The sequence below is a fragment of the Geodermatophilus sabuli genome, assembly GCF_900215145.1.
GTDB classification, from domain to species: domain Bacteria; phylum Actinomycetota; class Actinomycetes; order Mycobacteriales; family Geodermatophilaceae; genus Geodermatophilus; species Geodermatophilus sabuli.
Genome location: NZ_OBDO01000002.1, coordinates 373968 through 399517, shown reverse-complemented (window position 1 = coordinate 399517; position 25550 = coordinate 373968). Strand labels below are relative to the sequence as shown.

33 protein-coding genes are annotated in these 25550 nt (G+C 73.9%); 6 read left to right on the top strand and 27 right to left on the bottom strand.

Going from position 1 to position 25550, the window contains the following annotated elements; all coding sequences use genetic code 11:
• The first annotated feature begins 62 nt into the window (after window positions 1-62).
• Window positions 63-743 carry an alpha/beta hydrolase gene (locus CRP39_RS07565; RefSeq protein WP_097205736.1) on the top strand — a complete coding sequence of 227 codons (681 nt, stop codon included), beginning with the start codon at window positions 63-65 and terminating at the stop codon, window positions 741-743.
• 8 nt (window positions 744-751) lie between these two features.
• On the opposite strand, the gene tsaE is transcribed toward CRP39_RS07565, so the two are convergent.
• The 11 genes from tsaE to CRP39_RS07510 all read right to left on the bottom strand — a co-directional run bounded on the left by tsaE (window position 752) and on the right by CRP39_RS07510 (window position 11042).
• Window positions 752-1201 (bottom strand): tRNA (adenosine(37)-N6)-threonylcarbamoyltransferase complex ATPase subunit type 1 TsaE, encoded by a 450-nt coding sequence (gene tsaE, locus CRP39_RS07560; RefSeq protein WP_097205735.1) that lies wholly within the window; start codon window positions 1199-1201, stop codon window positions 752-754.
• The gene (locus CRP39_RS07555; protein WP_097205734.1) at window positions 1198-1827 is read right to left on the bottom strand and encodes a uracil-DNA glycosylase; all 630 of its coding nucleotides are present in this window, start codon (window positions 1825-1827) and stop codon (window positions 1198-1200) included. The genes tsaE and CRP39_RS07555 overlap by 4 nt, the downstream gene beginning before the upstream one ends.
• Entirely contained in the window at window positions 1824-3041 is a 1218-nt protein-coding gene (locus CRP39_RS07550; RefSeq protein ID WP_097205733.1) for an alpha/beta fold hydrolase, read from the bottom strand. The genes CRP39_RS07555 and CRP39_RS07550 overlap by 4 nt, the downstream gene beginning before the upstream one ends.
• Complete coding sequence (alr, locus tag CRP39_RS07545; RefSeq protein WP_097205732.1) at window positions 3041-4177, bottom strand: alanine racemase; 1137 nt, start codon at window positions 4175-4177, stop codon at window positions 3041-3043. The genes CRP39_RS07550 and alr overlap by 1 nt, the downstream gene beginning before the upstream one ends.
• Window positions 4174-5637 (bottom strand): NAD(P)H-hydrate dehydratase, encoded by a 1464-nt coding sequence (locus tag CRP39_RS07540; protein WP_097205884.1) that lies wholly within the window; start codon window positions 5635-5637, stop codon window positions 4174-4176. Before CRP39_RS07540 ends, alr begins: the two co-directional genes overlap by 4 nt.
• Window positions 5638-5663: 26 nt before the next feature.
• The gene (locus CRP39_RS07535) at window positions 5664-6053 is read right to left on the bottom strand and encodes a holo-ACP synthase (RefSeq protein WP_097205731.1); all 390 of its coding nucleotides are present in this window, start codon (window positions 6051-6053) and stop codon (window positions 5664-5666) included.
• An 89-nt stretch (window positions 6054-6142) separates the two neighbouring features.
• On the bottom strand, window positions 6143-8020 hold the full coding sequence (gene glmS, locus CRP39_RS07530; RefSeq protein ID WP_097205730.1) for a glutamine--fructose-6-phosphate transaminase (isomerizing): 1878 nt from the start codon (window positions 8018-8020) through the stop codon (window positions 6143-6145).
• Window positions 8021-8185: 165 nt separating this feature from the next.
• On the bottom strand, window positions 8186-9529 hold the full coding sequence (glmM, locus tag CRP39_RS07525) for a phosphoglucosamine mutase (RefSeq protein ID WP_097205729.1): 1344 nt from the start codon (window positions 9527-9529) through the stop codon (window positions 8186-8188).
• A gap of 11 nt (window positions 9530-9540) precedes the next feature.
• On the bottom strand, window positions 9541-9960 hold the full coding sequence (gene rpsI / locus CRP39_RS07520; RefSeq protein WP_097205728.1) for a 30S ribosomal protein S9: 420 nt from the start codon (window positions 9958-9960) through the stop codon (window positions 9541-9543).
• Window positions 9957-10400, bottom strand: a complete 444-nt coding sequence (rplM, locus tag CRP39_RS07515) for a 50S ribosomal protein L13 (RefSeq protein ID WP_097205726.1) — start codon at window positions 10398-10400, stop codon at window positions 9957-9959. Before rplM ends, rpsI begins: the two co-directional genes overlap by 4 nt.
• A gap of 156 nt (window positions 10401-10556) precedes the next feature.
• On the bottom strand, window positions 10557-11042 hold the full coding sequence (locus tag CRP39_RS07510; RefSeq protein ID WP_172442329.1) for a beta-class carbonic anhydrase: 486 nt from the start codon (window positions 11040-11042) through the stop codon (window positions 10557-10559).
• Between the two features lie 141 nt (window positions 11043-11183).
• Here CRP39_RS07510 and moeA point away from each other — a divergent pair, with 141 nt between their 5' ends.
• Genes moeA through CRP39_RS07495 form a run of 3 tightly spaced genes read left to right on the top strand, consistent with a single transcriptional unit; the run spans window position 11184 to window position 13410 of the window.
• Window positions 11184-12377: a molybdopterin molybdotransferase MoeA gene (gene moeA / locus CRP39_RS07505; protein WP_097205725.1), complete on the top strand. Its 1194-nt coding sequence runs from the start codon at window positions 11184-11186 to the stop codon at window positions 12375-12377.
• Window positions 12374-12922 carry a cyclic pyranopterin monophosphate synthase MoaC gene (gene moaC, locus CRP39_RS07500; protein WP_342744223.1) on the top strand — a complete coding sequence of 183 codons (549 nt, stop codon included), beginning with the start codon at window positions 12374-12376 and terminating at the stop codon, window positions 12920-12922. Before moeA ends, moaC begins: the two co-directional genes overlap by 4 nt.
• Window positions 12919-13410, top strand: coding sequence for a MogA/MoaB family molybdenum cofactor biosynthesis protein (locus CRP39_RS07495; RefSeq protein WP_097205882.1), 492 nt, complete (start codon window positions 12919-12921; stop codon window positions 13408-13410). The genes moaC and CRP39_RS07495 overlap by 4 nt, the downstream gene beginning before the upstream one ends.
• 152 nt (window positions 13411-13562) lie before the next feature.
• On the opposite strand, the gene fdhD is transcribed toward CRP39_RS07495, so the two are convergent.
• On the bottom strand, window positions 13563-14393 hold the full coding sequence (gene fdhD, locus CRP39_RS07490) for a formate dehydrogenase accessory sulfurtransferase FdhD (protein ID WP_097205723.1): 831 nt from the start codon (window positions 14391-14393) through the stop codon (window positions 13563-13565).
• 42 nt (window positions 14394-14435) lie between these two features.
• On the opposite strand from fdhD, the gene mobA reads away from it, so the two are divergent.
• Window positions 14436-15056 (top strand): molybdenum cofactor guanylyltransferase, encoded by a 621-nt coding sequence (gene mobA, locus CRP39_RS07485; RefSeq protein WP_097205722.1) that lies wholly within the window; start codon window positions 14436-14438, stop codon window positions 15054-15056.
• Between the two features lie 10 nt (window positions 15057-15066).
• A complete protein-coding gene (locus CRP39_RS07480; protein ID WP_097205720.1) occupies window positions 15067-15729 on the top strand; it encodes an SDR family oxidoreductase in 663 nt (220 codons plus the stop codon).
• Window positions 15730-15758: 29 nt separating this feature from the next.
• Here CRP39_RS07480 and truA read toward each other — a convergent pair whose 3' ends face one another.
• The 15 genes from truA to rpsE all read right to left on the bottom strand — a co-directional run bounded on the left by truA (window position 15759) and on the right by rpsE (window position 25537).
• Window positions 15759-16598, bottom strand: a complete 840-nt coding sequence (truA, locus tag CRP39_RS07475; protein WP_245853664.1) for a tRNA pseudouridine(38-40) synthase TruA — start codon at window positions 16596-16598, stop codon at window positions 15759-15761.
• Between the two features lie 40 nt (window positions 16599-16638).
• Complete coding sequence (locus CRP39_RS07470) at window positions 16639-17022, bottom strand: hypothetical protein (RefSeq protein ID WP_097205716.1); 384 nt, start codon at window positions 17020-17022, stop codon at window positions 16639-16641.
• On the bottom strand, window positions 17019-17639 hold the full coding sequence (rplQ, locus tag CRP39_RS28230; protein ID WP_097205715.1) for a 50S ribosomal protein L17: 621 nt from the start codon (window positions 17637-17639) through the stop codon (window positions 17019-17021). The genes CRP39_RS07470 and rplQ overlap by 4 nt, the downstream gene beginning before the upstream one ends.
• Window positions 17640-17778: 139 nt before the next feature.
• Window positions 17779-18843, bottom strand: coding sequence for a DNA-directed RNA polymerase subunit alpha (locus tag CRP39_RS07460; RefSeq protein ID WP_097205713.1), 1065 nt, complete (start codon window positions 18841-18843; stop codon window positions 17779-17781).
• A 142-nt stretch (window positions 18844-18985) separates the two neighbouring features.
• Window positions 18986-19612 (bottom strand): 30S ribosomal protein S4, encoded by a 627-nt coding sequence (gene rpsD / locus CRP39_RS07455; RefSeq protein ID WP_091156677.1) that lies wholly within the window; start codon window positions 19610-19612, stop codon window positions 18986-18988.
• A gap of 35 nt (window positions 19613-19647) precedes the next feature.
• Window positions 19648-20055, bottom strand: coding sequence for a 30S ribosomal protein S11 (rpsK, locus tag CRP39_RS07450; protein WP_091380976.1), 408 nt, complete (start codon window positions 20053-20055; stop codon window positions 19648-19650).
• A 95-nt stretch (window positions 20056-20150) separates the two neighbouring features.
• Window positions 20151-20531 (bottom strand): 30S ribosomal protein S13, encoded by a 381-nt coding sequence (gene rpsM / locus CRP39_RS07445; RefSeq protein ID WP_097205712.1) that lies wholly within the window; start codon window positions 20529-20531, stop codon window positions 20151-20153.
• 14 nt (window positions 20532-20545) lie between these two features.
• Window positions 20546-20659: a 50S ribosomal protein L36 gene (gene rpmJ, locus CRP39_RS07440; protein ID WP_012950458.1), complete on the bottom strand. Its 114-nt coding sequence runs from the start codon at window positions 20657-20659 to the stop codon at window positions 20546-20548.
• Between the two features lie 74 nt (window positions 20660-20733).
• Window positions 20734-20955: a translation initiation factor IF-1 gene (gene infA, locus CRP39_RS07435; protein ID WP_012950459.1), complete on the bottom strand. Its 222-nt coding sequence runs from the start codon at window positions 20953-20955 to the stop codon at window positions 20734-20736.
• Window positions 20956-21267: 312 nt separating this feature from the next.
• Window positions 21268-22128, bottom strand: a complete 861-nt coding sequence (map, locus tag CRP39_RS07430; protein WP_245853663.1) for a type I methionyl aminopeptidase — start codon at window positions 22126-22128, stop codon at window positions 21268-21270.
• A gap of 15 nt (window positions 22129-22143) precedes the next feature.
• Window positions 22144-22764 carry an adenylate kinase gene (locus CRP39_RS07425; RefSeq protein WP_311712315.1) on the bottom strand — a complete coding sequence of 207 codons (621 nt, stop codon included), beginning with the start codon at window positions 22762-22764 and terminating at the stop codon, window positions 22144-22146.
• A gap of 8 nt (window positions 22765-22772) precedes the next feature.
• On the bottom strand, window positions 22773-24083 hold the full coding sequence (secY, locus tag CRP39_RS07420; RefSeq protein WP_097205708.1) for a preprotein translocase subunit SecY: 1311 nt from the start codon (window positions 24081-24083) through the stop codon (window positions 22773-22775).
• A gap of 187 nt (window positions 24084-24270) precedes the next feature.
• Entirely contained in the window at window positions 24271-24714 is a 444-nt protein-coding gene (rplO, locus tag CRP39_RS07415; RefSeq protein WP_097205707.1) for a 50S ribosomal protein L15, read from the bottom strand.
• Window positions 24715-24738: 24 nt separating this feature from the next.
• Window positions 24739-24921 (bottom strand): 50S ribosomal protein L30, encoded by a 183-nt coding sequence (gene rpmD / locus CRP39_RS07410; protein WP_097205705.1) that lies wholly within the window; start codon window positions 24919-24921, stop codon window positions 24739-24741.
• Between the two features lies 1 nt (window position 24922).
• A complete protein-coding gene (rpsE, locus tag CRP39_RS07405) occupies window positions 24923-25537 on the bottom strand; it encodes a 30S ribosomal protein S5 (protein WP_072919083.1) in 615 nt (204 codons plus the stop codon).
• Between the last annotated feature and the right edge of the window lie 13 nt (window positions 25538-25550).

Here is a 25550-nt window from a genome sequence, read left to right as displayed (position 1 = left end):
CCGGGACGGTCGTGGTCCACTGCACCGCGCTCCCCTGCCCCCGATCGAGAGGACCCTGCTCCATGCCCGCCACCCTGCTGCTCGTCCACGGCGCCTGGCACGGCTCCTGGTGCTGGGAGCGGCTGACGGGCGCGCTCGGCGGCGTGGCGGTGCGCACCGTGGACCTGCCCAGCGTCGGCACCGACCCGGCGGCCCTCGGCGGGCTCTACGACGACGCCGACGCCGTCCGCGCCGCGCTGGCGGGGATCGAGGGTCCGGTCGTCGTCGTGGGGCACTCCTACGGCGGCGCGGTGGTCACCGAGGCGGTCCGCGCCGACAGCGGCGTCGCGCACCTGGTGTACCTGTGCGCGTTCCAGCTCGACGAGGGCGACTCCCTGCTCGGCAGCGTCGGCGGGGAGGGACCGCCGTGGTGGGAGGCCACCGGGCCCGCCATCGCTGTCCGCTCGCCCGAGCAGGTCTTCTACAACGGGGTCGCCCCCGAGCTGACGGAGTCCGCGGTCGCGCGCCTCGGTCTGCAGTCGAGGGCGTCGGCCGAGCAGCCGCTCACCAACGTCGCCTGGCGGTCGGTGCCCAGCACGTACGTCGTCTGCGAGCAGGACCAGGCGATCCCCGTCGTCGCCCAGGAGGCGATGTCCGCGCGGGCCGGCGAGGTGCTGCGGATGGACGCGGGGCACTCGCCGTTCCTGTCGCACCCGGCGGAGCTGGCCGGGCTGCTGCGGCCGATCGTCGACCGGGCCGGCTGAGCCGCCGGTCAGCCGCTGAGCCGCTGCTCCCAGCCGGGGCCGTGCGGCACGAGCAGCGCCGTCCGGACGTCGTCGTCGCGGCGGTCCAGCCGCACCTCGAGGTGCTCGTCGGCCAGCCGCTCGACCAGCCCCTGGCCCCACTCGACCACCGTCACCGACTCCTCTGTCGAGGCGTCGAGGTCCAGGTCGTCGACGTCGGCGACGCTGCCCAGCCGGTAGGCGTCCACGTGCACCAGCGGCAGCCGGCCGCCCCGGTGCACCCGGGCGATCACGAAGGTGGGCGAGGTGACCGGCTCCCGCACCCCCAGGGCCGCCCCGATGCCCTGGGTGAGCGCGGTCTTGCCGGCCCCGAGCGGGCCGACCAGCACCACCAGGTCACCGGCGCGCGCCACGCCGGCCAGCGCCGCGCCCAGGGCGCGGGTGTCCTCCGGGGTGGGCAGCACGTGCTCGCGCCTCACGTCAGGCTCCCCGCGACGGCGGTCAGGTCGGCCAGCAGCCCGGCTCGTGGCGCCCCGTTGGGCCCGAACCGGATCGCCGCCGACGGGTGGTAGGTGGCCCAGACGGCCCGCCCCTCGACGTCGTGCGGCCGCCCGCGGACCTCGCCCAGCACCGTGCGGGGCCCGAGGAACCACTTGGCCGACGACAGGCCCAGCGCCACGACCACCGGCGGGTCCAGCAGCGCCAGCTGGCGGCGCAGCCAGCCGCTGCAGCGGGCCACCTCCGGCGCCTTCGGCGTCCGGTTGCCCGGCGGGCGGCACTTCACCACGTTGAGCACGGCGGCCTGCGCGCGGTCCAGCCCGGCCTCGGCGAGCAGCTCGTCGAGCAGCGCGCCGGACCGCCCGACGAACGGCCGGCCGGTCGCGTCCTCCTGCGCGCCCGGCGCCTCACCGACCAGGGCGAGCCGGGGGCGCCCGCCGACCGGGATGTCGCCGACCACGACGTGCTCGCGGGTGGCGGCCAGCTCCGGGCAGGCGACGCAGGGCCGCGCGGCGGCCGCCAGCGACTCCCAGTCCGGCGCGGCGGCGGCCACCCGGGCCACCTCCTCGGCGGCGGCGTCGAACCGGGGCGGACGGGGTCGGCTCATCGGCCCGACACGGCCGGCTGCTCGGCGACCACCCGGCGCAGCAGCGCCGACAGCGCCCCGGTCACCTCGTCCGGCCTCTCCAGCAGCACCATGTGCCCGGCCCCGGGCACGACCACGTACTCAGCGTCCGCCAACCGCTCCACGATCAGGTCGCTGTGCTCGCTGGGGATGAGCTTGTCCCGGTCTCCGGTGAGCACCAGGGTCGGGACGGACCGCAACGGCTCCAGGGACGCCGTCTCGTCCAGGCCGGCCAGCGCCGGGTAGAACTCCGCGATCACCTCGACCGGCGTGCCGGCGATCATCGAGTCGACGTAGCGCCCCAGGGCCGGGTCGACGTCGCGTGAGCCGAACGACAGCGACCACGTCACGTGCGAGATCAGGTCGGCGGCCAGCTTGCGGGTGCGCTCGGCGAGGGCCGGACGCCGGCGCATCGTGAACGCCGCGACGGGGAACACCGCCGCGCGGACGCGGGTGAGCAGCTCGGGCAGGCCGAAGTCGAGGTCGGCGAGGTTGCCCGACGAGGTGCTCACCAGCGCCGCGGCGACGACCCGGTCGCCGAAGAGCTCCGGTCGCAGGGCCGCCAGGGCCATGACGGTCATGCCGCCCATCGAGTGCCCGACCAGCACCACGGGGCCGCGCGGCACCCGCGTCTGGAGGACCCGCGCGAGGTCGCGACCCAGCTGCTCCATCGTGGAGTTCTCGGGCGCACCCCGCCCGGAGGCGCCGTGGCCGCGCTGGTCGTAGAAGACCAGCCGCGCCTTCGGCCGCGAACCGTTGGCGGTGGCCAGCTCGGCGGCCAGCGACCGCCGCTGGAACGTCCACGACGCCATCGACAGCGTGTAGCCGTGCACGAAGACCAGCGTCAGCGGCGCGTCGGCGGGACCGACCTCCTCGACGTGCAGCAGCACGCCGTCGTCGGCCTGCACCAGCGCGGTGCGGTCCGCCGGCCGGGACTCGGCACCGAGCGGGTCGTCCTCGCGCAGCTCGGCGTCCGTGCGCCCCGGGAGCAGGCCAGCGGCGGAGCCCAGTCGCTCGGCGACGACCCGCCGCGTCGCGGCCCGGCTGACGGCGACCCCGACGGCGGTGCCGGCCGCGGCCAGCCCGAGCACCGCGCCCACGACGCCCGCGCGGTGGGTGGCCAGCCCCGCGACCGGGGAACGCCTGGCCGGGTGGCCCTTCCCCGGGTGCTTCCGGACGGGGTGCTTCGCCGCCATCAGACAGCCCCCGCCGAGCCGACGTGGCGGCGCACGAACCGGCCGCCGATCCGGGCGACCAGCTCGTAGTGGATGGTCTCGACCGCGTCCGCCCACTGCTGCGCGGTCGGCTCGCCGTCCACGCCCGGGCCCCAGAGGACGACCGGGTCGCCAGGGGCCACCGGGTCGTCGCCGACGTCCAGCACGAACTGGTCCATGCACACCCGCCCGGCGATCGTCCGCTGCCGGCCACCGGCCAGCACCGGCGCCCGGTTGCCGCCGGCCCGGGGCACGCCGTCGGCGTAGCCCACCGGCACCACGGCCAGGGTGGTCTCCGCCGGCGGCGAGTAGGTGTGCCCGTAGGAGACGCCGACACCGCCGGGCACCCGCTTGGTGAGCATCACCCGCGCCTGCACGGTCATCGCCGGGCGCAGCCCGTGCGCGGCCGGGTCGCCGCCCAGCGGGTCCAACCCGTAGAGGGCGACACCGGGGCGGACCATGTCGAACCAGGTGTCCGGCAGCGCCACGGTCGCCGCGGAGTTGGCCAGGTGCCGCCGGGCGTCGGTGAGGCCGGCGTCCCGGGCCACGGCCACGGCCTGCTCGAACACGCCCACCTGCAACCCGATCGTCGGGTGCGTCGGCGCGTCGGCGTAGGCCAGGTGGCTCCACAGCCCCACGACCTCGACGTCGCCGTCGGCCTGCGCACGCGCGGCGGCGGCCACGAGGTCGGGCCACTGCTCCGGAGTCGCCCCACCCCGGGACAGCCCGGTGTCGACCTTCAGGTGCAGGCGGGCGGTGCGGCCCGTGGCCCGGGCGGCGGCCACGACCTCCGCCAGCCCCCAGACGGCGTTGACCGAGACCTCGACGTCGGCTCGGAGCGCGGCCACGAAGTCCTCCCCGGGGCCGTTGAGCCAGGCCAGCACGGGCGCGTCGACGCCGGCGGCACGCAGCGCCAGGGCCTCCTCCAGGACCGCCACGCCGAGCGCGTCGGCGCCACCGGCGAGCGCCGCCCGCGCGGCGGGGACCAGGCCGTGCCCGTAGCCGTCGGCCTTGACCACCGCCATCAGCGGCCGGCCGACCCGCTCGCGCAGCACCGCGGTGTTGGCGGCGATCACATCGAGGTCGACGACGACTTCCGCACGGGCTCCGTTCGTCACGCCCCCGAGTCTCCCAGGCCGCCGCGGGGCGACCGGTGCAGGCGGGCCAGCGTCGCGGGCAGCCGGCGGACCAGGTCGCCGGCGACCAGCGGCCCCGCCTCGGCGGCCACCTGCCCGGCGCGTCCGTGCACGTGCGCCGCGACCGCGGCCGCCTCGACCGCGGGCAGGCCCGTGGCCAGCAGCGCCCCGCCGATGCCGGAGAGCACGTCGCCGGTGCCGGCCGTGGCGAGCCACGGGGTGCCGGTGCCGTTGACGAACGCGCTCCCGTCGGGCGCGGCGACGACGGTGGCCTCGCCCTTGAGCAGGACGACGGCGCCCAGGTCGACGGCCAGCCGGCGGGCGGCCCCGATCCGGTCCGGACCCACCTCGTACCCGAACCGGGCGAACTCCCGGTCGTGCGGGGTCAGCACCGTGGGCGCGCCGCGGCCCCGCACGAGCTCGGGCTGCTGCGCGGCCATCGTCAGGGCGTCGGCGTCGACCAGCACCGGCAGGTCCGTCGCCAGCACCTCGGCCAGGACGCCGCGGGCGTCGTCGTCGGTGCCCATGCCCGGGCCCACGACCCACGCCTGCACCCGCCCGGCCTCGGCGGGCCGGCCGGCGGTGACGATCACCTCGGGCCAGGCGGCCCGTACGCCGTCGGCCGCCGTCCCGGCGTAGCGGACCAGTCCCGGCCGGGTCCGCAGCGCCGCCCCGGTGCACAGGACGCCGGCGCCCGGGTAGGCCGCGGAGCCCGCGACGATGCCGACCACGCCCTGGGAGTACTTGTCGTCCTCCGCGGCCGGCGGCCGGATGCGGGCGGCCGCGTCGGCGTCGGTGAGCTGCCGGACCGACGGCGCCGGCAGGTGCGCGCCCAGGCCGATGTCCACCAGGTGGACGACGCCGGCGTGGCGGCGCCCCTCCCCCACCACCAGCCCGGCCTTGACCGCGCCGAAGGTGACGGTGTGCTGGGCCGGGACGGCGGCCCCGGTGACGGCGCCGGTGCTCGCGTCCACCCCGCTGGGGACGTCGACCGCGACCAGGAGCCCCGGTCCGGCCACCGCCCGCTCGACCAGTGCCGCGGCCGCGGGCCGCAGCGCGCCGGCGCCGCCGATGCCGACGATCCCGTCGAGGACCAGCTCCGCCCGGTCCAGTCCGGTGGCCCCCTCCGGACCGGTGACCCGGCCACCGGCGGCCCGCAGCGCCGCCAGGCCGGCCGGGTGCGCGCGCTCGGCGTCCAGCAGGACGGCGATCACCCGGGCGCCGCGCCGGGCCAGCTGCGCCCCGGCGAACAGCGCGTCCCCGCCGTTGTTGCCGGCGCCCACGAGCGCGGTGACCCGGGCACCGTGCGCGCGGCCCAGCAGCCCCAGGCAGGCCGTCGCCAGGCCGGTGGCCGCCCGCTGCATCAGCACGCCCTCGCGGGTGGCGGCCAGCAGCGGCGCCTCCGCCGCTCGCACCTCGTCGGCGGTGTACAGACCGATCACGAGGCCGCCTCGCCACGTGAGCCCGGTCACGAGTCGCCCCCGCGGTGGAAGCCCTCCGCGACCACCACGGCCGAGGCGATGCCGCCGTCGTGGCTCAGCGACACGTGCCAGGAGCTCACGCCCAGCTGGGCGGCCCGCCCGGCCACGCTGCCGCGGACCTCCAGGTGCGGCCGGCCGTGCTCGCCGACGGTGACCTCGGCGTCGTGCCAGCGCAGGTCGCCGGGCGCGCCGAGGGCCTTGGCCAGGGCCTCCTTGGCGGCGAAGCGGGCGGCCAACGACTCCCCGGTCCGCGGCGCGCCGGACGGCGTGCTCTGCTCGGCCGCGGTGAACAGCCGGTTGCGCAGCCCGGGTGTGCGGGTCAGCGACTCGGCGAACCGCTCCACGGGCACGACGTCGATCCCGACCCCGATGATCACCCGGTCAGTCTGCCCGGTGACGTGATGGAACGGCGCGGCTGCAGGGACCCGCGGCGCGCGGAGCGTGTCGTGGGGGCAGCCGGGTCCTCCTATTCGACGGTGACGCTCTTGGCCAAGTTGCGCGGCTGGTCGACGTCGTACCCGCGGGTGTCGGCGATCTCGCAGGCCAGCACCTGCAACGGCACCGTCGTCACGATCGGCGCCATGAGCGTCGGCGTCCGGGGCACGCGGATGATGTGGTCGGCGTAGGGGACGACGTCCTCGTCGCCCTCCTCGGCGATCACGATCGTGCGCGCACCGCGGGCGCGGACCTCCTGGATGTTGGAGACCACCTTGCCGTGCACCGACTCGCGGGCCCGCGGCGAGGGGACGACGACGACCACCGGCGTCCCCTGGTCGATCAGCGCGATCGGCCCGTGCTTGAGCTCCCCGGCCGCGAAGCCCTCGGCGTGGATGTAGGCGAGCTCCTTGAGCTTGAGCGCGCCCTCCAGCGCCACCGGGTATGCGACGTGGCGGCCCAGGAACAGGATCGTGTCCGCGCCGGCCAGGGAGCGGCCGAGCTCGCGCACCGGCTCCATCTGGAGCAGCACCTCGCTGACCGCCTCCGGCAGCCGGCGCAGGTCCTCCACGATGGCGGCGACCTCGTCGTCGTACTTGACGCCGCGCACCTGGGCCAGGAACAGCCCGACCAGGTAGCAGGCGACGATCTGCGCCAGGAAGCTCTTCGTCGAGGCGACGGCGATCTCCGGCCCGGCGTGCGTGTAGAGGACGGCGTCGGACTCGCGCGGGATCGTCGAGCCGTTGACGTTGCAGATGGCCAGCACGCGAGCCTTCTGGTCCTTGGCGTGGCGCAGCGCCATGAGGGTGTCCATCGTCTCGCCGGACTGGCTGATGACGACGACGAGCGTCGAGCGGTCCAGCACCGGGTCGCGGTAGCGGAACTCGCTGGCGACCTCGACCTCGACCGGGATGCGGGTCCAGTGCTCGATCGCGTACTTGGCGATCAGCCCCGCGTGGTACGAGGTACCACAGGAGACGACGAAGACCTTGTCGATGTCGCGCAGGTCCTGGTCGGACAGCCGGACCTCGTCGAGGACCAGACCGCCGTCGTCGCCGAGCCGGCCGAGCAGGGTGTCGGCGACCGCCTGCGGCTGCTCGGCGATCTCCTTGAGCATGAACCAGGCGTGGCCGCCCTTCTCGGCGGCGGCGGCGTCCCAGTCCACCGTGTAGGCGGTCGGCTCGACGACGGTGCCGGCGAAGTCGGTGACGGTGAGCCCGCGGGTGCGGTCGATCTCGACGACCTGGTCCTGCCCGAGCTCGCGGGCCTCGCGGGTGTGCGCGATGAACGCGGCGACGTCGGAGCCCAGGAAGTACTCAGCAGTACCGTCGACTGTTTCTCCCAGGCCCACCACCAGCGGGCTGTTGCGGCGGGAGGCGACCAGCGTGTCGGGCTCGTCGGCGTGCGAGGCGACCAGGGTGAAGGCGCCCTCCAGCCGGTTGCTCACCGCCCGCATCGCCTCGGCCAGGCGGCCGGGGCCCTCGGGGGTCTCGGCGTAGGCCGACGCCAGCAGGTGGGCGGCGACCTCGGTGTCGGTCTCGGAGGTGAACTCGACGCCGGCGGTCTCGCACTCGGCGCGCAGGGCGGCGAAGTTCTCGATGATGCCGTTGTGGACCAGGGCCACCTTGCCGTCGGCCGACAGGTGGGGATGGGCGTTGCGGTCGGTCGGGCCGCCGTGCGTGGCCCACCGGGTGTGCCCGATGCCGATGGTGGCAGCGGGCAGCGGCTCCTCGACGAGGGCCTTCTCCAGGTTGGCCAGCTTCCCGGCCTTCTTCGCCGTCGCCATCCCGCCCTCAGCGAGGACGGCGACCCCCGCCGAGTCGTAACCCCGGTACTCGAGACGGCGCAGACCCTCCAGGACGACGTCCAGGGCGTTCTGCGGGCCGACGTATCCCACGATGCCGCACATTGTGCCGAGGGTACCGGCGGAACCGGACCGCCCCGTCCCCGTCGGCCACTGTGCACCCGTATCGGTGAGGAGATGCTCGCCTCACTCGCGTGGTCCCGACCACGGGGTCACCGCTCCCGGCGGACGCCTCGCTGCGCAGCGCGGCCCGGTCACGGCCCGCGGCCGTCAGCTACAGGAGGCGACGATCTCGGCCAGCCGGGCGGCGATGGCGTCGGCCTGCTCCTGGGTGGGGGCCTCCACCATCACGCGGACCAGCTGCTCGGTGCCCGACGGGCGCAGCAGCACTCGGCCGTCGTCGCCGAGCTCGGCCTCGCAGGCGTTGACCGCGTCGGCGACCTCCTCGCTCTCGACGACCGCCAGCCGGTCCCGGACCGGGACGTTGACCAGGGTCTGGGGCAGCCGCTGCACCACGGACGCCAGCTCGGCCAGGGGGGACCCCGTGGCGGCCATGCGGGACAGCAGCGACAGGCCGGTGAGCAGACCGTCGCCGGTGGTGGCGTGGTCCAGGAAGACCAGGTGCCCGCTCTGCTCCCCGCCGAGGCTGAGCTCGCGGTCGCGCAGCGCCTCCAGCACGTAGCGGTCGCCGACCGCGGTGGTGTGCACCGCGATCCCGGCCGCACGCATCGTGTGGTGGAAGCCCAGGTTGCTCATGACGGTCGCCACGACGGTGTCGCCGGCCAGCTGGCCGCGCTCCTTGAGGGCGAGGGCGCAGACGGCGAGGATCGCGTCGCCGTCGACGACCTCACCGGTTGCCGTGACCGCGAGGCAGCGGTCGGCGTCGCCGTCGTGGGCGATGCCGAGGTCGGCCCCGTGGGCGCGGACCGCCTCGGTCAGCGGACCCAGATGGGTGGAGCCGATGCCGTCGTTGATGTTCCAGCCGTCCGGCTCGCCGCCGATGACGTGGACGGTGGCGCCGGCCCGGCGGTAGACCTCGGGCGCGACGGTCGCCGCGGCGCCGTGCGCGCAGTCGACGACGAGCGTCAGGCCCGACAGCGGCTGGAGCACCGTCGAGAGCAGGTGCTCGATGTAGGTGTCGCCGGCGCCGGCGAGGTCGCGGACGCGGCCGACCCCGGCCCCGGTGGGGCGGTGGCCGGTCGTGTCGCCGGCGGTGACGGCCTGCTCGATCGCCGCCTCGACGGCGTCGGGCAGTTTGTGGCCACCGCGGCTGAACAACTTGATGCCGTTGTCGGGCATCGGGTTGTGGCTGGCGGAGATCATCACGCCGAGGTCCGCGCCGGTGGACGCGGTCAGGTGCGCGATCGCCGGGGTGGGCAGCACCCCGGCCCGCAGCACCTCCGCACCGGCACTGGCGAGGCCCGCCACGACGGCGGCCTCGAGCATCTCCCCACTGGCGCGGGGGTCGCGGCCGACGACCGCGACGGGACGCGAGGTCCCGTCGCGGTCGGCGAGCACGCCGGCGGCGGCACGTGCCACCGCGAGAGCCAACTCCGGCGTGAGGTCGGCGTTGGCCCGACCCCGGACGCCGTCGGTCCCGAACAGGCGACCCACGGGCGTACCGGTCAGCGCTTCGAGTACTGAGGCGCCTTGCGGGCCTTCTTGAGGCCGTACTTCTTGCGCTCGGTGACGCGGGCGTCGCGAGTCAGGAAGCCGGCCTTCTTCAGTGCCGGGCGGTCGTCCGGCTCGACCTCGATGAGGGCGCGGGCGATCGCCAGGCGCAGCGCGCCGGCCTGACCGCTGACGCCGCCACCGCGGAGGATGCCGACGACGTCGTACTGCTCGGCCTTCTCGAGGATCACGAACGGCTCACGGATGAGCTGCTGGTGCACCTTGTTCGGGAAGTAGTCCTCGATGGTGCGGCCGTTGAGGCGGAACTGGCCGGAGCCCGGCAGCAGCCGGACGCGGACGATGGCCTCCTTGCGCCGGCCGACGGTCTGCACCGGACGCCCCTCGGCGTCGGTCACGGTCAGGGCGCTGGTCACTGGGCCACCTGCTTGATCTCGTAGGTCTGGGGCTGCTGCGCGGCGTGCGGGTGCTCCGGCCCGGCGTACACCTTCAGCTTCTTGAGCATCTGACGGCCCAGGCTGTTGTGCGGCAGCATCCCCTTGATCGCGCGCTCGATGACGCGGTCGGGGTGCGTGCGCAGCTGGTCGCCGACCGGGATCGTCTTGAGGCCGCCCGGGTACCCGGAGTGCCGGTAGGCGACCTTCGTGTCGCGCTTGGAGCCGGTCAGCGCCACCTTGCCGGCGTTGACGATGACGACGAAGTCGCCGACGTCCACGTGCGGGGCGTACTGGGGCTTGTGCTTGCCGCGGAGCAGGATCGCGGTCTGGCTGGCGAGTCGACCGAGCACCACGTCAGTGGCGTCGATGACGTGCCAGGCCCGGCTGACCTCGCCGGGCTTGGGGGTGTACGTGCGCATGCGCTCGCGTCCTCCGTCGTCGTCGGATCGGCTGGTGGGATCGCCTCACCGAACACGGGAGACGGTGCAGCGCGCGCGGACACCAGCCGGCCCGAGCGCCAGCCGGTCACGATACCAGCCGGCAGATCCTCGTCGCCGGGCCGGGACGGAGGCCGCTCAGCTCACCTCGTGCAGCTTGCCGGACGCGACGTCGTAGACGGTGCCCCTCACCTCGCGCGAGACCAGGTAGGGACTCTCCTGGATCAGGCGCATCGACTCGCGGACGTCGTCGTCGGCGTCGCGGAAGGCACGCACCGCCCACGGTGGGCGACGTCCGGTGGCCCGCTCGACGAGGTCGGCGAAGGAGTTGTCGTCCGTGGCCTGCAGACCGCACTCGGTGTGGTGCACGAGGAGGATCTCGCGAGTGCCCAGTACATGCTGGGAGACGGTCAGCGAACGGATGACGTCCTCGGTGATCACGCCGCCGGCGTTGCGGATCACGTGCGCGTCGCCGACCTCCAGACCCAGCATCTGGAACAGCGGCATCCGGGAGTCCATGCAGGCCACCACGGCGACGCGCCGCACCGGACGCACGTCCTTGGAGCCGGGGAACCGCTGGGCCCACTCCGAGTTGGCCGCCAGCATCCGGTCGATCTCGCCCACGTGTGCCCTCCGACTCGCGACTGGCCCTCGACCCTAGCGGGGGTCCGGCTGGCCGACCCCCCGGGCTGCCGTAGGAGTCCCCCGCCGGCCCTGCGGCTCCCTCCCGGGTGCGTCCGGCTGCGATCGGACAGGATGTGCCCCGTGCGCACGGTCGAGGAACACCAGGCGGTCGTCGCGGCGCTGCTGCCCGCCCTGCCCGAGGAGGAGGTGGAGCTCGGCGCCGCGCACAACCGCGTGCTCGCCCGCGACGTGACGGCGCGGGTCGCGCTGCCCGGCTTCGACAACTCCGCGATGGACGGCTACGCCGCGCGGTGGTCGGAGGTGACCGCGACCCCCGTCCGGCTGCCGGTGGCCGACGACGTCCCCGCCGGGCGCACCGACGTCCGGCCCCTGGCCGTGGGCACCGTGCAGCGGATCATGACCGGCGCGCCACTGCCCGAGGGCGCGGACGTCGTCGTCCCGGTGGAGCTGACCGACGGCGGCACCGAGGTGGTCGAGATCCGGGACGCACCCGCGGCCGGCACCCACCTGCGCGCCGCCGGCGAGGACATCGCCGCCGGCGCCGTCGCGCTCACCGCGGGCACCCCGCTCGGTGCCGCCCAGCTCGGCCTGGCCGCCGCGGTGGGCGCCCGCACCCTGCCGGTGCGCCGGCGCCCCCGGGTGCTCGTGCTGTCCACGGGCAGCGAGCTGGTCGAGCCCGGCGCACCGTTGCTGCCGGGCCAGATCTACGAGTCCAACTCCGCGCTGCTCGTCGCCGCCGTCGAGGACGCCGGCGGGACGGCGCGGCGGTTGCACTTCGTCCCCGACGACGTCGAGCAGTTCCTCACCACCGTCCGGGCGGAGCTGGCCACGGCCGACCTGCTCGTCACCAGCGGCGGCGTGAGCGCCGGCGCCTACGAGGTGGTCAAGGACGCGTTCCGCGAGCTGGGCACCGTCGAGTTCGTCAAGGTCGCGATGCAGCCCGGCGGCCCCCAGGGCGCGGGCACCGTCGACGGCGTCCCCGTCGTGACGCTGCCCGGCAACCCGGTCAGCTCGTTCGTCTCCTTCGAGGTGTTCGTGCGCCCGGCGCTGCGCCGGGCGCTGGGCCACGCGGCCCCCGGCCGGCTGCGCGCGCCGGCGACCCTCACCGCGCCGCTGCGCTCGCCGGCCGGCCGCCGCCAGTTCCTCCGCGGCCGCTACGACGCCGGCCGGGTGTCCCAGGTCGGCGGGCCCGGGTCGCACCTCGTCGCCCACCTGGCCCGCGCCAACTGCCTGGTCGTCGTCCCCGAGGACGTCACCGAACTGCCCGCCGGCGCCCAGGTGGACGTCGTGCTGATCGAAGGAGCCCTCCAGTGACCGGTGACCCCGCGAGCATCGACCCGACGGTCGACAACCCGACCCGGGAGGCCGGCGAGGCGACGCCGCTGCCGGGGTCGCCGCGCCTGACCCACGTCGACGCGGCCGGCGCCGCCCGCATGGTCGACGTCTCCGCCAAGCCGGTCACCGCCCGCGAGGCCACCGCTGCCGGCCGGGTCCTGGTCAGCTCCGAGGTCGTCGCGCTGCTGCGCGGCGAGGGCGTGCCCAAGGGCGACGCCGTCGCCGTCGCGCGGATCGCCGGCATCGCCGGGGCCAAGCGGACGCCGGACCTCGTGCCGCTCTGTCACCCCATCGCGCTGCACGGCGTCACCGTCGACGTGACCGTCGCCGACGACGCCGTGGAGATCACCGCGACCGCCCGCACCGCCGACCGCACCGGCGTGGAGATGGAGGCGCTCACCTCCGTCGCCGTCGCCGGGCTCACCGTGATCGACATGGTGAAGGCGGTCGACCCGCGGGCCACGATCACCGACGTCCGGCTGCTGGCCAAGTCCGGCGGCAAGAGCGGCGAGTGGCGGAGATGAGCGAGCTCCCGGAGGGCGCTCGCGCCGTCGTCGTCACCGCGTCCAACCGCGCCGCGGCCGGCGTCTACCCCGACCGCAGCGGGGAGGCGCTGGCCGAGGGCCTGCGGACGCTGGGGTTCGTCGTGGAGGGCCCGCACGTGCGCCCCGACGACGTCGCCGAGCTCGAGGTGGTGCTGCGTGAGGCGGTGGCCTCCGGCGCCGACGTCGTCCTCACCACCGGCGGCACCGGGCTCTCCCCCACCGACGTCACCCCCGAGGCGACCCGCGCCGTCCTCGAGCGGGAGGCACCGGGCATCGCCGAGGCGGTGCGCCGCCACGGCGAGCCGACGGTGCCCACCGCGGTCCTCTCCCGCGGGCTGGCCGGCACCGCCGGGCGGAGCCTGATCGTCAACCTGCCCGGCTCCACCGGCGGGGTGCGCGACGGGCTGGCCGTGCTCGGCCCGCTGCTGCCGCACGTGGTGTCGCAGCTGCGCGGCGGCGACCACTGAGCACACCACTCAGCACCTCGTCGTCCTACCGGTCGTCCCACCGGACGACACGGCGGCCGGGTGCCGTCCCCGACCCGCGCTGAGCCCACCCCGTGCCCCGATCCGGGACCCCCGCCCCGATCGGGCACCCGGCCACGCGCCGTCTCCTCGACTCACTCCGGGAGCACGAGGCGTTCCGGCCTCGAGTAGACGTTGCAGCCCTCGCCGCGGAGGAACCCGACGAGGGTGATCCCGACGTCGGCTGCCAGCTCCACGGCCAGGGACGACGGCGCCGACACCGCGGCCAGCACCGGGATGCCGGCCATCGCGGCCTTCTGGGTCAGCTCGAAGCTCGCCCGCCCGCTGACCAGGAGCACGTGTCCCGCCAGCGGCAGCCGCCCCTCCCGCACCGCGTCGCCGACGACCTTGTCGACGGCGTTGTGCCGGCCGACGTCCTCGCGCAGGGCGACCAGCTCCCCCTCGGCGGTGAACAGGCCGGCGGCGTGCAGACCACCCGTCTTGTCGAACACCTGCTGGGCCGCGCGCAGCCGGTCGGGCAGCGCCAGCAGCGTCGCCAGCTCCAGGCGGGTGCCGTCGGACGCGACGTCGTGCCGGGTCCTGGTGCGGATCGCGTCGATGCTCGCCTTGCCGCACACCCCGCAGGAGCTGGAGGTGTAGAAGTTCCGGTCCAGCGCGGTGTCGGGCGGCTCCACGCCGGGCGCGAGGTCGACGTCGACGACGTTGTAGGTGTTGCGCCCGTCGGCGTCCACGGAGTCGCAGTAGCGCAACCCGAGGACGTCGTCGCCGCCGTCGATGACCCCCTCGGTCAGCAGGAAGCCGTGCACCAGGTCGAAGTCGTGCCCGGGCGTGCGCATCGTGACCGCCAGCGGCGTCCCCGACAGGCGGATCTCCAGCGGCTCCTCGGCCGCCACGGTGTCCGGGCGGGTGCTCTGCGTCGAGCCGCGGATGCGCAGCACCGGCGTCCGGCTCGTGACTCGTCCCACGGCAGGCGACGGTACCCACGCCCGACCCCTACGGTTCGCGGTGTGCCCACGCTGCCGCCGTACGCCGCCGTCGTCCTCGCCGGCGGCCGGGCGGCGCGGATGGGCGGGCAGCCCAAGCCGCAGCTCGACGTCGGCGGCCGGTCGCTGCTCGTCGCGGTGCTGGCGGCGGTCCCCGACGCCGACCCGCGCGTGGTCGTGGGGCCGCCGCAACCGGTGCCACCGGGCGTCGTCGTCGTCCGTGAGGAACCGCCCCGTGGCGGCCCCGTGGCGGCCATGCGCGCCGGCCTGACCGTCGTGCCGACCGAGGTGGTCGCCCTCCTCGCCGGCGACCTGCCGTTCCTGACCCCGGGACTGATCCGGGCGATGCGGGAGCGGCTCACCGGCGACGGCGTCCTGGTCGTCGACGACACCGACCGGGACCAGCTGTTGCTGGGCGTGTGGCGCACCGCCGCCCTGCGCTCCGCCGTGGCCGACGTCTCCGGCCCGACCTCCGTGCGCAAGGTCCTCGCTCCGCTGGCCGTGCGCCGGCTGCACCCTCCGGTCACGCCCGGCCGGCCGCCGCCCTGGACCGACTGCGACACCCCGGCCGACCTGGCCCGGGCCCGGGCGGCCGCCGTCCAGGCCGCTCAGGCCGCCCGGGTGCGCCGGCGGCGCCCGGGGTAGGCCCGGGGGCATGCGCATCGTCATCGCCGGGGCCCACGGGCAGATCGCCCGCCGTCTCGGCCGCCTGCTGTCCGGCCGCGGCGACACCGTGGTCGGGATCATCCGCAACCCCGGTCACCAGGACGACCTGCGGGACGACGGGGTCGAGCCGGTCGTGCTCGACCTCGAGCAGGCCACCGTCGACGACGTGGCCGGTGTGCTCACGGGGGCCGACGCGGTCGTCTTCGCCGCGGGCGCCGGACCGGGCAGCGGCGCGGCCCGCAAGCACACCGTCGACCGGGGGGCGGCGGTGCTGCTCGCGGAGGCCGCCGAGCGGGCCGGCGTGCGCCGCTACCTGCTGGTCTCCTCGATGGGGGTGGAGCAGGCCCGCGCGGGCACACCGCGGGGCATGGACCCGGTCTTCGCGACCTACCTGCAGGCCAAGCTGGCCGCTGAGGACGCCATCCTGCCGCGACCGGCCCTCGACACGGTGGTCCTGCGGCCGGGGCGACTGACCGACGACCCCGGCACCGGCCGGGTCACCCTCGAGCACGGGGTGGAGTACGGCGAGGTGCCGCGGGACGACGTCGCTGCGGTCCTGCTGGCCTTCCTCGACGACGCGAAGGACGGCGTCGTGGTCGAGCTGGTCAGCGGACCGACGCCGATCGCCGAGGCGGTGGCCGCACTGCCCTGAGAGGGCCCTGCCCGCGCCGGGAGCCGCCCTCAGTCGCGGCGGGCGCGGGTGACCTGGGCCCGGGCGGCCAGTTCCGCGTCCGGCGGGTAGTCCACCGCGACGAGGGTGAGTCCACCGGCCGGGGCCACGAGCACCTCGCTCGCCCGCTCCGTGCGAGGCAGCAGCCCGGCCGGCCACTCGGGTGGCCGCCGCCCCTCCCCCACCGCCAGCAGGGCGCCGACCAGGCTGCGGACCATCGAGTGGCAGAAGGCGTCCGCCGACGCCCGGACGCGGACCAGGTCGCCGTTCCGCTCCACCGACAGTCCCAGCAGGGTGCGGATGGTCGTCGCCCCCTCACGCCGGCGGCAGTACGCGGCGAAGTCGTGCTCGCCCAGGAGCAGGCCGGCCGCCAGGTGCATGGCGTCGACGTCCAGCCGTCGCGGCCAGCCCACGGTGTCGGCACGGCGCAGCGGCGGCGGCCCGGAATCGGCGTCGGCGAGCCGGTAGACGTAGTGCCGGCGCAGCGCACCGAAGCGCGCGTCGAAGTCGTCCGGCGCCTCGCCGACCGCGGGCACGGCGATGTCGAGCGGGAGGACCCCGCGCAGCCGGCGCACCAGCCGGTCTCGCTGCGCGTCCCACGCCTCGCGGGGGACGTCGGTGTGTGCGACTTGACCAGTCGCGTGGACGCCGGCATCGGTGCGGCCCGCCACGGTCAGCTCGACGGGGCACCGCAGCACGGTCTGCAGGGCCGCCTCCAGGTCACCCTGCACGGTGCGCTGGGCGGGTTGCCGGGCCCAGCCGTGCAGCGCGGTGCCGTCGTAGGCGATCCGGAGCCGGAGACGGACGAGCCCGCCACCGGGGACGGTGGCGGGCTCGTCGACGTCGTGCACGGTGCGGGCTCCAGCACCCCGGGGAGGGGTGCTCAGCGGATCACTGGGGGTCGAGCTCGGCTTCGCCGCCGGGCGCCTGCTGGCTGGCGGTGGCAGCATCGCCCAGCTCCGCGGCGTTCACCTCGGCGGCAGCGGCCTCGGCCAGCTCGGCCGACACGTTGTCGCCCTCGACAACCACGCCGTTCTCCGCGATCGGCTCGGGGGTGACGTCGCCGTCGTCCTGCCGCTCGCCGTCCGGGTTGTAGACGTCGGTGACGATCTCCTGCGCCTCGGGGTCGACGCGACCCTCGGTGACGGCCGGGGAGGTGTCCCCGCCGGGGCCGGTGGTCTCGCCCACGGACGTCGCGCCCTGGTCACCGCCACCGGCGGGCACCCCGGCGGCGCCGGCGTTGCCGCCCTCGCCCGGGTTCGCCCGGTCAGTCACCGCGCGCCGTCCGTGCCCTCGGCGTCGCCCGGGGACTGGGCGTCAGCGGCCACGGGCTCGGCGTCGGCGTCGTCCGTGGTGGCCTCGGCGTCGCCGGTGGTGACGACCTCGTCGGTCGCCGTGGTCTCGGCGGCCTCGACGTCAGCGGCATCGAGGGCGTCGGCGGTGACCTCACCGGAGGCAGCGGCGGCACCGGCACCGGTGGCGAACCGGGTGCCGCGGGCGCGCTCGGCCTCGCCGACGGCCTCCTGGCCCACGGTCAGCGCCTCGACCAGCTCGATGACCGCCATGGGGGCGTTGTCACCCTTGCGCGGCCCGACCTTGGTGATGCGGGTGTAGCCACCGGGACGGTTCTGGTAGCGAGGCCCGATCTCCGCGAAGAGGGTGTGGACGACGTCCTTGTCCCGGATGGTCGTCATGACCTGACGACGGGCGTGCAGGTCACCGCGCTTGGCGAAGGTGACCAGCTTCTCGGCCAGCGGGCGGAGCCGCTTGGCCTTGGTCTCGGTGGTGGTGATCCGCCCGTGCTCGAACAGCGACGTGGCCAGGTTGGCCAGCATCAGCCGCTCGTGCGAGGGGGACCCGCCGAGACGGGGGCCCTTGGTGGGGGTGGGCATGTCGGTCCTTCCTCAGGCGGCCGGGCGGTCGGTGCCGGGCTGCATCATCCGTGGTGCTGTCGTCGCTTCAGTGTGGCTGCCCGGACAGCGGTGCCGGACGGCGGGTCGCCCCGCCGTCCGGCCCGGACAGCTGCGCAGCTCAGAGCTGCTCGGTCTCCTGGTAGGACCCGTCGCTGTACTCGACCTCCGCGTACTCGCCGTGCTGCTGGTAGGCGTCGGTCTCGTAGCCCTCGTCGTAGCTCTCCACCGAGGTGGGGATGAACCCGGGCGGGCTGTCCTTGAGCGCCAGGCCCATGGCCGCGAGCTTCATCTTGACCTCGTCGATCGACTTGGCCCCGAAGTTGCGGATGTCGAGCAGGTCGGCCTCGGAGCGGGTGACGAGCTCACCGACGGTGTGCACGCCCTCGCGCTTGAGGCAGTTGTAGGACCGGACGGTGAGGTCCATGTCCTCGATCGGCATCGAGAAGTTCGCGATGTCGGCGGCCTCGGCCGGGCTCGGGCCGACCTCGATGCCCTCGGCGTCGATGTTCAGCTCGCGCAGCAGGCCGAACAGCTCCACCAGCGTCGAGCCGGCGCTGGCGATGGCGTCCCGCGGGGCGATCGACGGCTTGGTCTCGACGTCCACGACGAGGCGGTCGAAGTCCGTCCGCTGCTCGACACGGGTCGCCTCGACGGCGTAGGTCACCTTCAGCACCGGCGAGTAGATGGAGTCGACCGGGATCCGGCCGATCTCCTGGCCGGGCTGCTTGTTCTGCGGCGCCGGCACGTAGCCGCGGCCACGCTCGACGACGAGCTCGATCTCGAGCCGGCCCTTGCCGTTGAGGGTGGCGATGTGCAGCTCGGGGTTGTGCACCTCGACACCGGCCGGGGGCGCGATGTCGGCGGCGGTCACCTCACCGGGACCCTGCTTGCGCAGGTACATGGTCACCGGCTCGTCGGAGTCGGAGCTGACGACCAGGCCCTTGAGGTTCAGGATGATCTCGGTGACGTCCTCCTTGACGCCCGGCACGGTGGTGAACTCGTGCAGGGTGCCCTCGATCCGGATGCTGGTGACAGCAGCGCCGGGGATCGAGGACAGGAGGGTGCGGCGCAGGGAGTTGCCGAGGGTGTAGCCGAAGCCGGGCTCGAGCGGCTCGATGACGAACCGCGAGCGCTGCTCGGAGATGGTCTCCTCGGTCAGCGTCGGGCGCTGTGCGATGAGCATGGGGGTGTTCTCCTCTGGGTCCTCCGGCGCCCGCCATATGACGCCGTGAGGGGGGTGGTGCAGGCCCCGGTGGACATCCGTCCGCCCGTCGGGGCCGGTACCCGGTGCGGGGGTCGTGACCCCCGCACCGGGCGGCGAGCTCTTACTTGGAGTAGAGCTCGACGATCAGCTGCTCCTGGACCGGGGTGTCGATCACCTGGCGGGCCGGGACGCTGTGCACGAGCACGCGCAGCTGGGAGCTGATGACCTCCAGCCACGGCGGCACGGGGCGCTCACCGGCGCGGGCCTGGGCGACCTCGAAGGGCAGCATCCGCCGCGACTTCTCGGCGACCTCGATGATGTCGTTGGAGCTCACCCGGTAGGACGGGATGTCGACCTTGCGGCCGTTCACCCGGATGTGGCCGTGGCGCACCAGCTGGCGGGCCATGTCGCGGGACTCGGCGAAGCCGGCCCGGTAGACCACGTTGTCCAGGCGCGACTCGAGGATCTGCAGCAGGACCTCACCGGTCTTGCCCGACTTCTTGTTGGCCTCTTCGTAGTAGCCGCGGAACTGCTTCTCCAGCACGCCGTAGATGCGGCGGGCCTTCTGCTTCTCGCGCAGCTGCAGCAGGTACTCGCTGTCCTTGCTGCGGCCCCGGCCGTGCTCGCCCGGCGGGTACGGCCGGATCTCGATCGGGCACTTCGGGGACTCGCACTTGCTGCCCTTGAGGAACAGCTTCATCTTCTCGCGCCGGCACATGCGGCAGTCGGCTCCGGTGTAACGGGCCACGTCAGGTACTCCTCGTTCGTCTCGTCAGTGGCCGGTCAGACCCGGCGGCGCTTCTTGGGGCGGCAGCCGTTGTGCGGCTGCGGCGTCACGTCCTGGATCTGGCCGACCTCGAGACCCGTGGCCTGCAGGGACCGGATGGCCGTCTCGCGACCGGAGCCGGGGCCCTTGACGAAGACGTCGACCTTGCGCATGCCGTGCTCCTGCGCCTTGCGCGCGGCGTTCTCGGCAGCCATCTGCGCCGCGAACGGCGTGGACTTGCGCGAGCCCTTGAAGCCGACGTGGCCGGCGGAGGCCCAGCTGATCACGTTGCCGGTCGGGTCGGTGATCGACACGATCGTGTTGTTGAACGTGCTCTTGATGTGCGCGGCGCCGTGGGCGACGTTCTTCTTCTCCTTGCGGCGGACCTTCTTGGCACCAGCCGCAGTACGAGCCCTGGGAGGCATGTCTCTCCGGTTTCCTTCAGTTCAGTGGCCAGATGAGCACGCTGCGCGCCGTCGTTCCCGCCCTCACGGGTCGCCACGGCGGCGCACACAGCGGCTTACTTCTTGCCGGCCTTCTTCTTGCCGGCGATGGTCTTGCGCGGGCCCTTGCTCGAGCGCGCGTTGGTGCGGGTGCGCTGACCGTGGACGGGCAGCCCGCGACGGTGACGCAGCCCCTGGTAGCAGCCGATCTCCACCTTGCGGCGGATGTCGGACGCCACCTCGCGGCGCAGGTCACCCTCGACGCGGAAGTGCTCGTCGATGTAGTCACGCAGCTTCAGCAGGTCCTCGTCGCTGAGGTCCTTGGCGCGCAGGTCGGGGCTGACGCCCGTCGCGGCCAGGGTCTCCTTCGCGTGGGCCTTGCCGATGCCGTAGATGTAGGTGAGCGCGATCTCCATCCGCTTCTCGCGGGGGAGGTCGACGCCGGCCAGTCGTGCCATGTCCAGGTACTCCCTCAGCCCTGCCGCTGCTTGTGGCGGGCGTTGTCGCAGATGACCATGACCCGGCCGTGCCGGCGGATCACCTTGCACTTGTCGCAGATCTTCTTCACCGACGGCTGGACCTTCACCGGTGCCGCCCCTCATTCCTGTCGATCGTGTGCCGAACGCGCCGGGCCCGGGTCGGGGCGGCGCGGAGCGGCGGTTACTTGTACCGGTAGACGATGCGACCGCGGGTCAGGTCGTAGGGCGAGAGCTCCACGACCACGCGGTCCTCGGGCAGGATGCGGATGTAGTGCTGTCGCATCTTGCCGCTGATGTGGGCGAGCACCCGGTGCCCGTTCTGCAACTCGACCCGGAACATCGCGTTGGGCAGCGGCTCGACGACGCGACCCTCGACCTCGATGGCCCCGTCCTTCTTCGCCATGCCCTACACGGCCTCCCGTACTCGGTGGTGCTGGTGGTCCTCGCGCGGCCACGCCGGATCCCGGCGGTCACGCTCGGCTTGTTTGCAGAACAGATGGTGCAGACGTCCTCGCGAGGGCGCCCTGCGTCATGCGGCCACAGCACGACGACAAGACGGCGCGAACGCCAACGGACACTCTACCCCGCCTCGGCGTGCCGCTCCAACCCGGGCCGGTGTGATCCGCCAGGGTGGGAGCAGGGTCCCTGACCCCCACCGCTCGCGCATTCCCGGCGAGCGGCCCCGTCCGGAGCCGGCGGAGGACGGGGTCCTCCATCAGGTGCGGGGCGTGATCCCGAAGGGGGCCAGACCCGCCACGCCGCCGTCCTCCGCGGTGAGGACCCACGGGCCCTCGGGCGTGATGGCGACGGTGTGCTCGAAGTGGGCGGCCCGCGAGCCGTCCTTGGTCACCACGGTCCAGCCGTCCTCGAGCTCGACGGTTGCGGGGTCGCCCACCGTCACCATCGGCTCGATCGCCAGCACCAACCCGGGGACGAGCTTGGGGCCGCGACCGGCCCGGCCGTAGTTCAGCACGTGCGGGTCCTGGTGCATCTCGGTCCCGATCCCGTGCCCGCCGTAGTGGTCGACGATGCCGTAGGGGTGTTGCTCGGCGGTGATCGACTCCTCGACGGCGTGACTGATGTCGGTCAGCCGGCCCCCGGCGACGGCCTTCGCCAGGCCAGCCCACATCGACCGCTCCGTGACCTCGAGCAGCGCGGCGTCCTCCGTCGAGGGCTCCCCCACCGTCACCGTGATCGCGGAGTCACTGTGCCAGCCGGCGAGGATGGCGCCGCAGTCAATGGAGATGTTGTCCCCCTCGGCCAGCCGGCGCTCGGCGTTCGGGATGCCGTGGACGATCTCGTCGTTGATCGACGCGCAGATGGTGCCGGTGAAGCCGTGGTAGCCCAGGAAGTTGGGCACCGCGCCCTGGGACCGGATGTGGTCCTCGGCGACGGCGTCGAGCTCCTTGGTGCTGACGCCCGGCCGCACGGCCGCCCGGACGGCCTTCAGGGCACCCGCCGTGACCAGCCCGGAGGCACGCATGAGCTCGATCTCGTGCGGGGTCTTGATCTGGATCATCCGTCCACTCCACTTCGCCAGCAGCGGCAGCCGGCCGAGGAGTCCGGCGGCCGTCATGTGCGCCGCCGCCCCTCAGCCTGCGCTGGGCTGCCCGGTCGTCGCGTCCGGCTGCCCTCCGCCGTCGGGCCACCCGAGCGCGCGCAGCGCCCGCTCGGTGACCTCGTCGACCGCGCCGATGGCGTCGATGCGCGTGAGCAGCCCCTCGGCCTCGTAGAACCCCGACAGCGGCTCGGTCTGTTCCCGGTAGACCTTCAGGCGGTGCCGCACCGTCTCGGGCCTGTCGTCCTCGCGCTGCACCCACTCGCCGTCGACCAGCATCCGCCGGCCGGAGAGCCGGCGCACCAGCTCCTCCTCCTCGACGACCAGCTCGAGCACCCGGTCCAGGCCGTGCCCCAGGTCCTGCAGGGAGGCGCGCAGCTGCTCGGCCTGCGGGATGGTGCGCGGGAAACCGTCGAGCAGGAACCCGCCCTTGGCGTCGGGCTCGGCCAACCGGTCCTTGACCATGGCCACGGTGACCTCGTCGGGCACCAGGTCGCCGGCGTCCATGTAGACCTTGGCCTTGAGGCCGAGCTCGGTCTGCCCGCTGACGTTGGCCCGGAAGATGTCGCCCGTGGAGATGGCCGGCACACCGAGCCGGCCGGCGATGACCTGCGCCTGGGTGCCCTTGCCCGCGCCCGGAGGGCCGAGCAGCACGACGCGCACTACTTCAGGAACCCTTCGTAGTTGCGCTGGTTGAGTTGCGTCTCGATCTGCTTCACCGTCTCCAACCCCACTCCCACCATGATCAACACCGCGGTCCCGCCGAACGGGAAGTTCTGGTTCTGTCCCTCCTGCGTGATGGAGAGGAACAGGTTGGGCAACACTGCCACCAGGCCCAGGTAGATCGACCCGGGGAGGGTGATCCGGGAGAGCACGTACTGCAGGTACTCCGCGGTCGGGCGACCGGGGCGGATGCCGGGGATGAAGCCGCCGTAGCGCTTCATGTCCTCGGCCCGCTCCTCCGGGTTGAACGTGATCGACACGTAGAAGTACGTGAAGAACACGATGAGGCCGAAGTACACGGCGATGTGGACCGGGCTGCTCTGGTCGATGACGTAGTTCTCGAAGAACCGCCGGACCGGGCCGGTCTCGTCACCCTGCAGCTGGGTGATCAGCTGCGGCAGGTAGAGCAGCGACGAGGCGAAGATGACCGGGATGACGCCGGCCTGGTTCACCTTCAGCGGCAGGTAGGTCGACGTCCCGCCGTACATGCGGCGGCCGACCATGCGCTTGGCGTACTGGACGGGGATCCGGCGCTGCGCCTGCTCCACGTACACCACCGAGGTGATGATCACGACGGCCAGCAGGCACACCAGCGCGAACACGAAGCCACCGCGGGTCTGCAGGATCTGCCCACCCTCGGCCGGGATGCGGGCCGCGATGGAGGTGAAGATCAGCACGGACATGCCGTTGCCGATCCCCTTCTCCGTCAGCAGTTCACCCAGCCACATGATGACGGCGGTGCCGGCGGTCATCGCGACGACCAGGACCACCGTCGTCCAGATGGAGTCCGACGGGATGATGTCCTGCGAGCAGTTCGGGAACAGCTGACCGCTGCGGGCCAGGGCGATGACACCGGTGCTCTGCAGGACCGCGAGGGCGATGGTCAGGTAGCGGGTGTACTGGGTCAGCTTGGCCTGACCCGACTGCCCTTCCTTCTTCAGCTGCTCGAACCGCGGGATGACCACGACCAGCAGCTGCACGATGATGCTCGCCGTGATGTACGGCATGATCCCGAGCGCGAAGATCGACAGCCTCAGCAGCGCGCCGCCGGAGAAGAGGTTGACCAGGGAGTAGAGGTCCCGCTGGTCGGAGGCCTGCGCGGCCTCCAGGCAGCTGTTGATCGCCGCCACGGAGACCCCGGGCCCCGGTATCTGGGCGCCCAGCCGGTACACGGCGATGATCGCCAGGGAGAACAGCAGCTTGCGCCGGAGGTCTGGCGTCCGGAACGCCGCGGCGAACGCCTGCAGCACGTGCCCTCCCCTACTCGGTCGGATGAGGTTAGCAACGGGAGGGGCGGATCCGGCCGAGGGCCCGTCCACACGGGCGCCGCGCGCCGTCCGCCCCGTCGGTGACCCGGCGCGGGCGCGTCCGGGCCGGGCAGCAGACGACCCCCGGGGTGCGTCTCGCGGAGAGACGCGCCCCGGGGGTCATCAGCGCTCAGATGCGGGTGGTGCTGCCCCCGGCCGCGCTGATCTTCTCAGCGGCGGACGACGAGAACGCGTGCGCGTGCACGTGCACCTCTACCCCGCCCAGGTCGCCGGTGCCCAGCACCTTCACCGGCTGGCCGCGGCGCACGGCGCCGGCGTCGGCGAGGGTGTCGGGGTTGACCGAACCGCCCTGGGGGAACAGCGCCGCGATCCGGTCGAGGTTGACGACCTGGAAGACGACCTTGTTCGGGTTCTTGAAGCCCGAGAGCTTGGGCAGCCGCATGTGCAGCGGCGTCTGTCCGCCCTCGAACCGCGCGGAGGTGTTGCCCCGCGCGCCGGTGCCCTTGGTGCCGCGGCCCGCGGTCTTGCCCTTGGAGCCCTCACCGCGACCCACGCGGGTCTTGGCGGTGTGGGCGCCCGGGGCCGGACGCAGGTGGTGGACCTTGAGAGTCATGAGATGTCCCTACTCAGCCGCGGTTCAGCTGATCTCTTCGACGGCGACCAGGTGCGGCACCGTCGCGACCATCCCGCGGATCTCGGGACGGTCCTCCTGCACGACCGAGTCGTTGATCCTCTTGAGGCCGAGCGAGCGCAGCGTCTGACGCTGGTTCGGCTTGGTCCCGATCGCGGACTTGACCTGGGTGACCTTGAGCTGCGCCATGTCAGACCCCCTGGCCCGCACGTGCACGGAGCATGGCCGCCGGGGCGACGTCCTCCAGGGGCAGGCCGCGGCGCGCCGCGATCTCCTCGGGACGGACGAGGTCCTTCAGCGCCTGCATCGTCGCGTGCACGATGTTGATCGGGTTGGAGGACCCGAGGCTCTTGGACAGCACGTCGTGGATGCCGGCGCACTCGAGCACGGCGCGCACCGGGCCGCCGGCGATGACACCGGTACCGGGGCTGGCCGGCTTGAGCAGCACCACACCGGCCGCCGCCTCACCCTGCACCGGGTGCGGGATGGTGCTGGCGATGCGGGGCACCTTGTAGAAGTGCTTCTTGGCCTCCTCGACGCCCTTGGCGATCGCCGCGGGCACCTCCTTGGCCTTGCCGTAGCCGACGCCCACGGTGCCGTCACCGTCGCCCACGATCACCAGGGCGGTGAAGCTGAAGCGCCGACCACCCTTGACGACCTTGGACACGCGGTTGATGGCCACCACGCGCTCGATGAAGTTGCTCTTCTCGGCAGGCGCGCCGCCGGGCCCCCGCCCGCCGTCACGACGGTCGCGGCGGTCGTTACCGCCGCCGGCGCCGCCGCCGCGTCGCTGTGGTCCTGGCATCAGACGTCCCTCT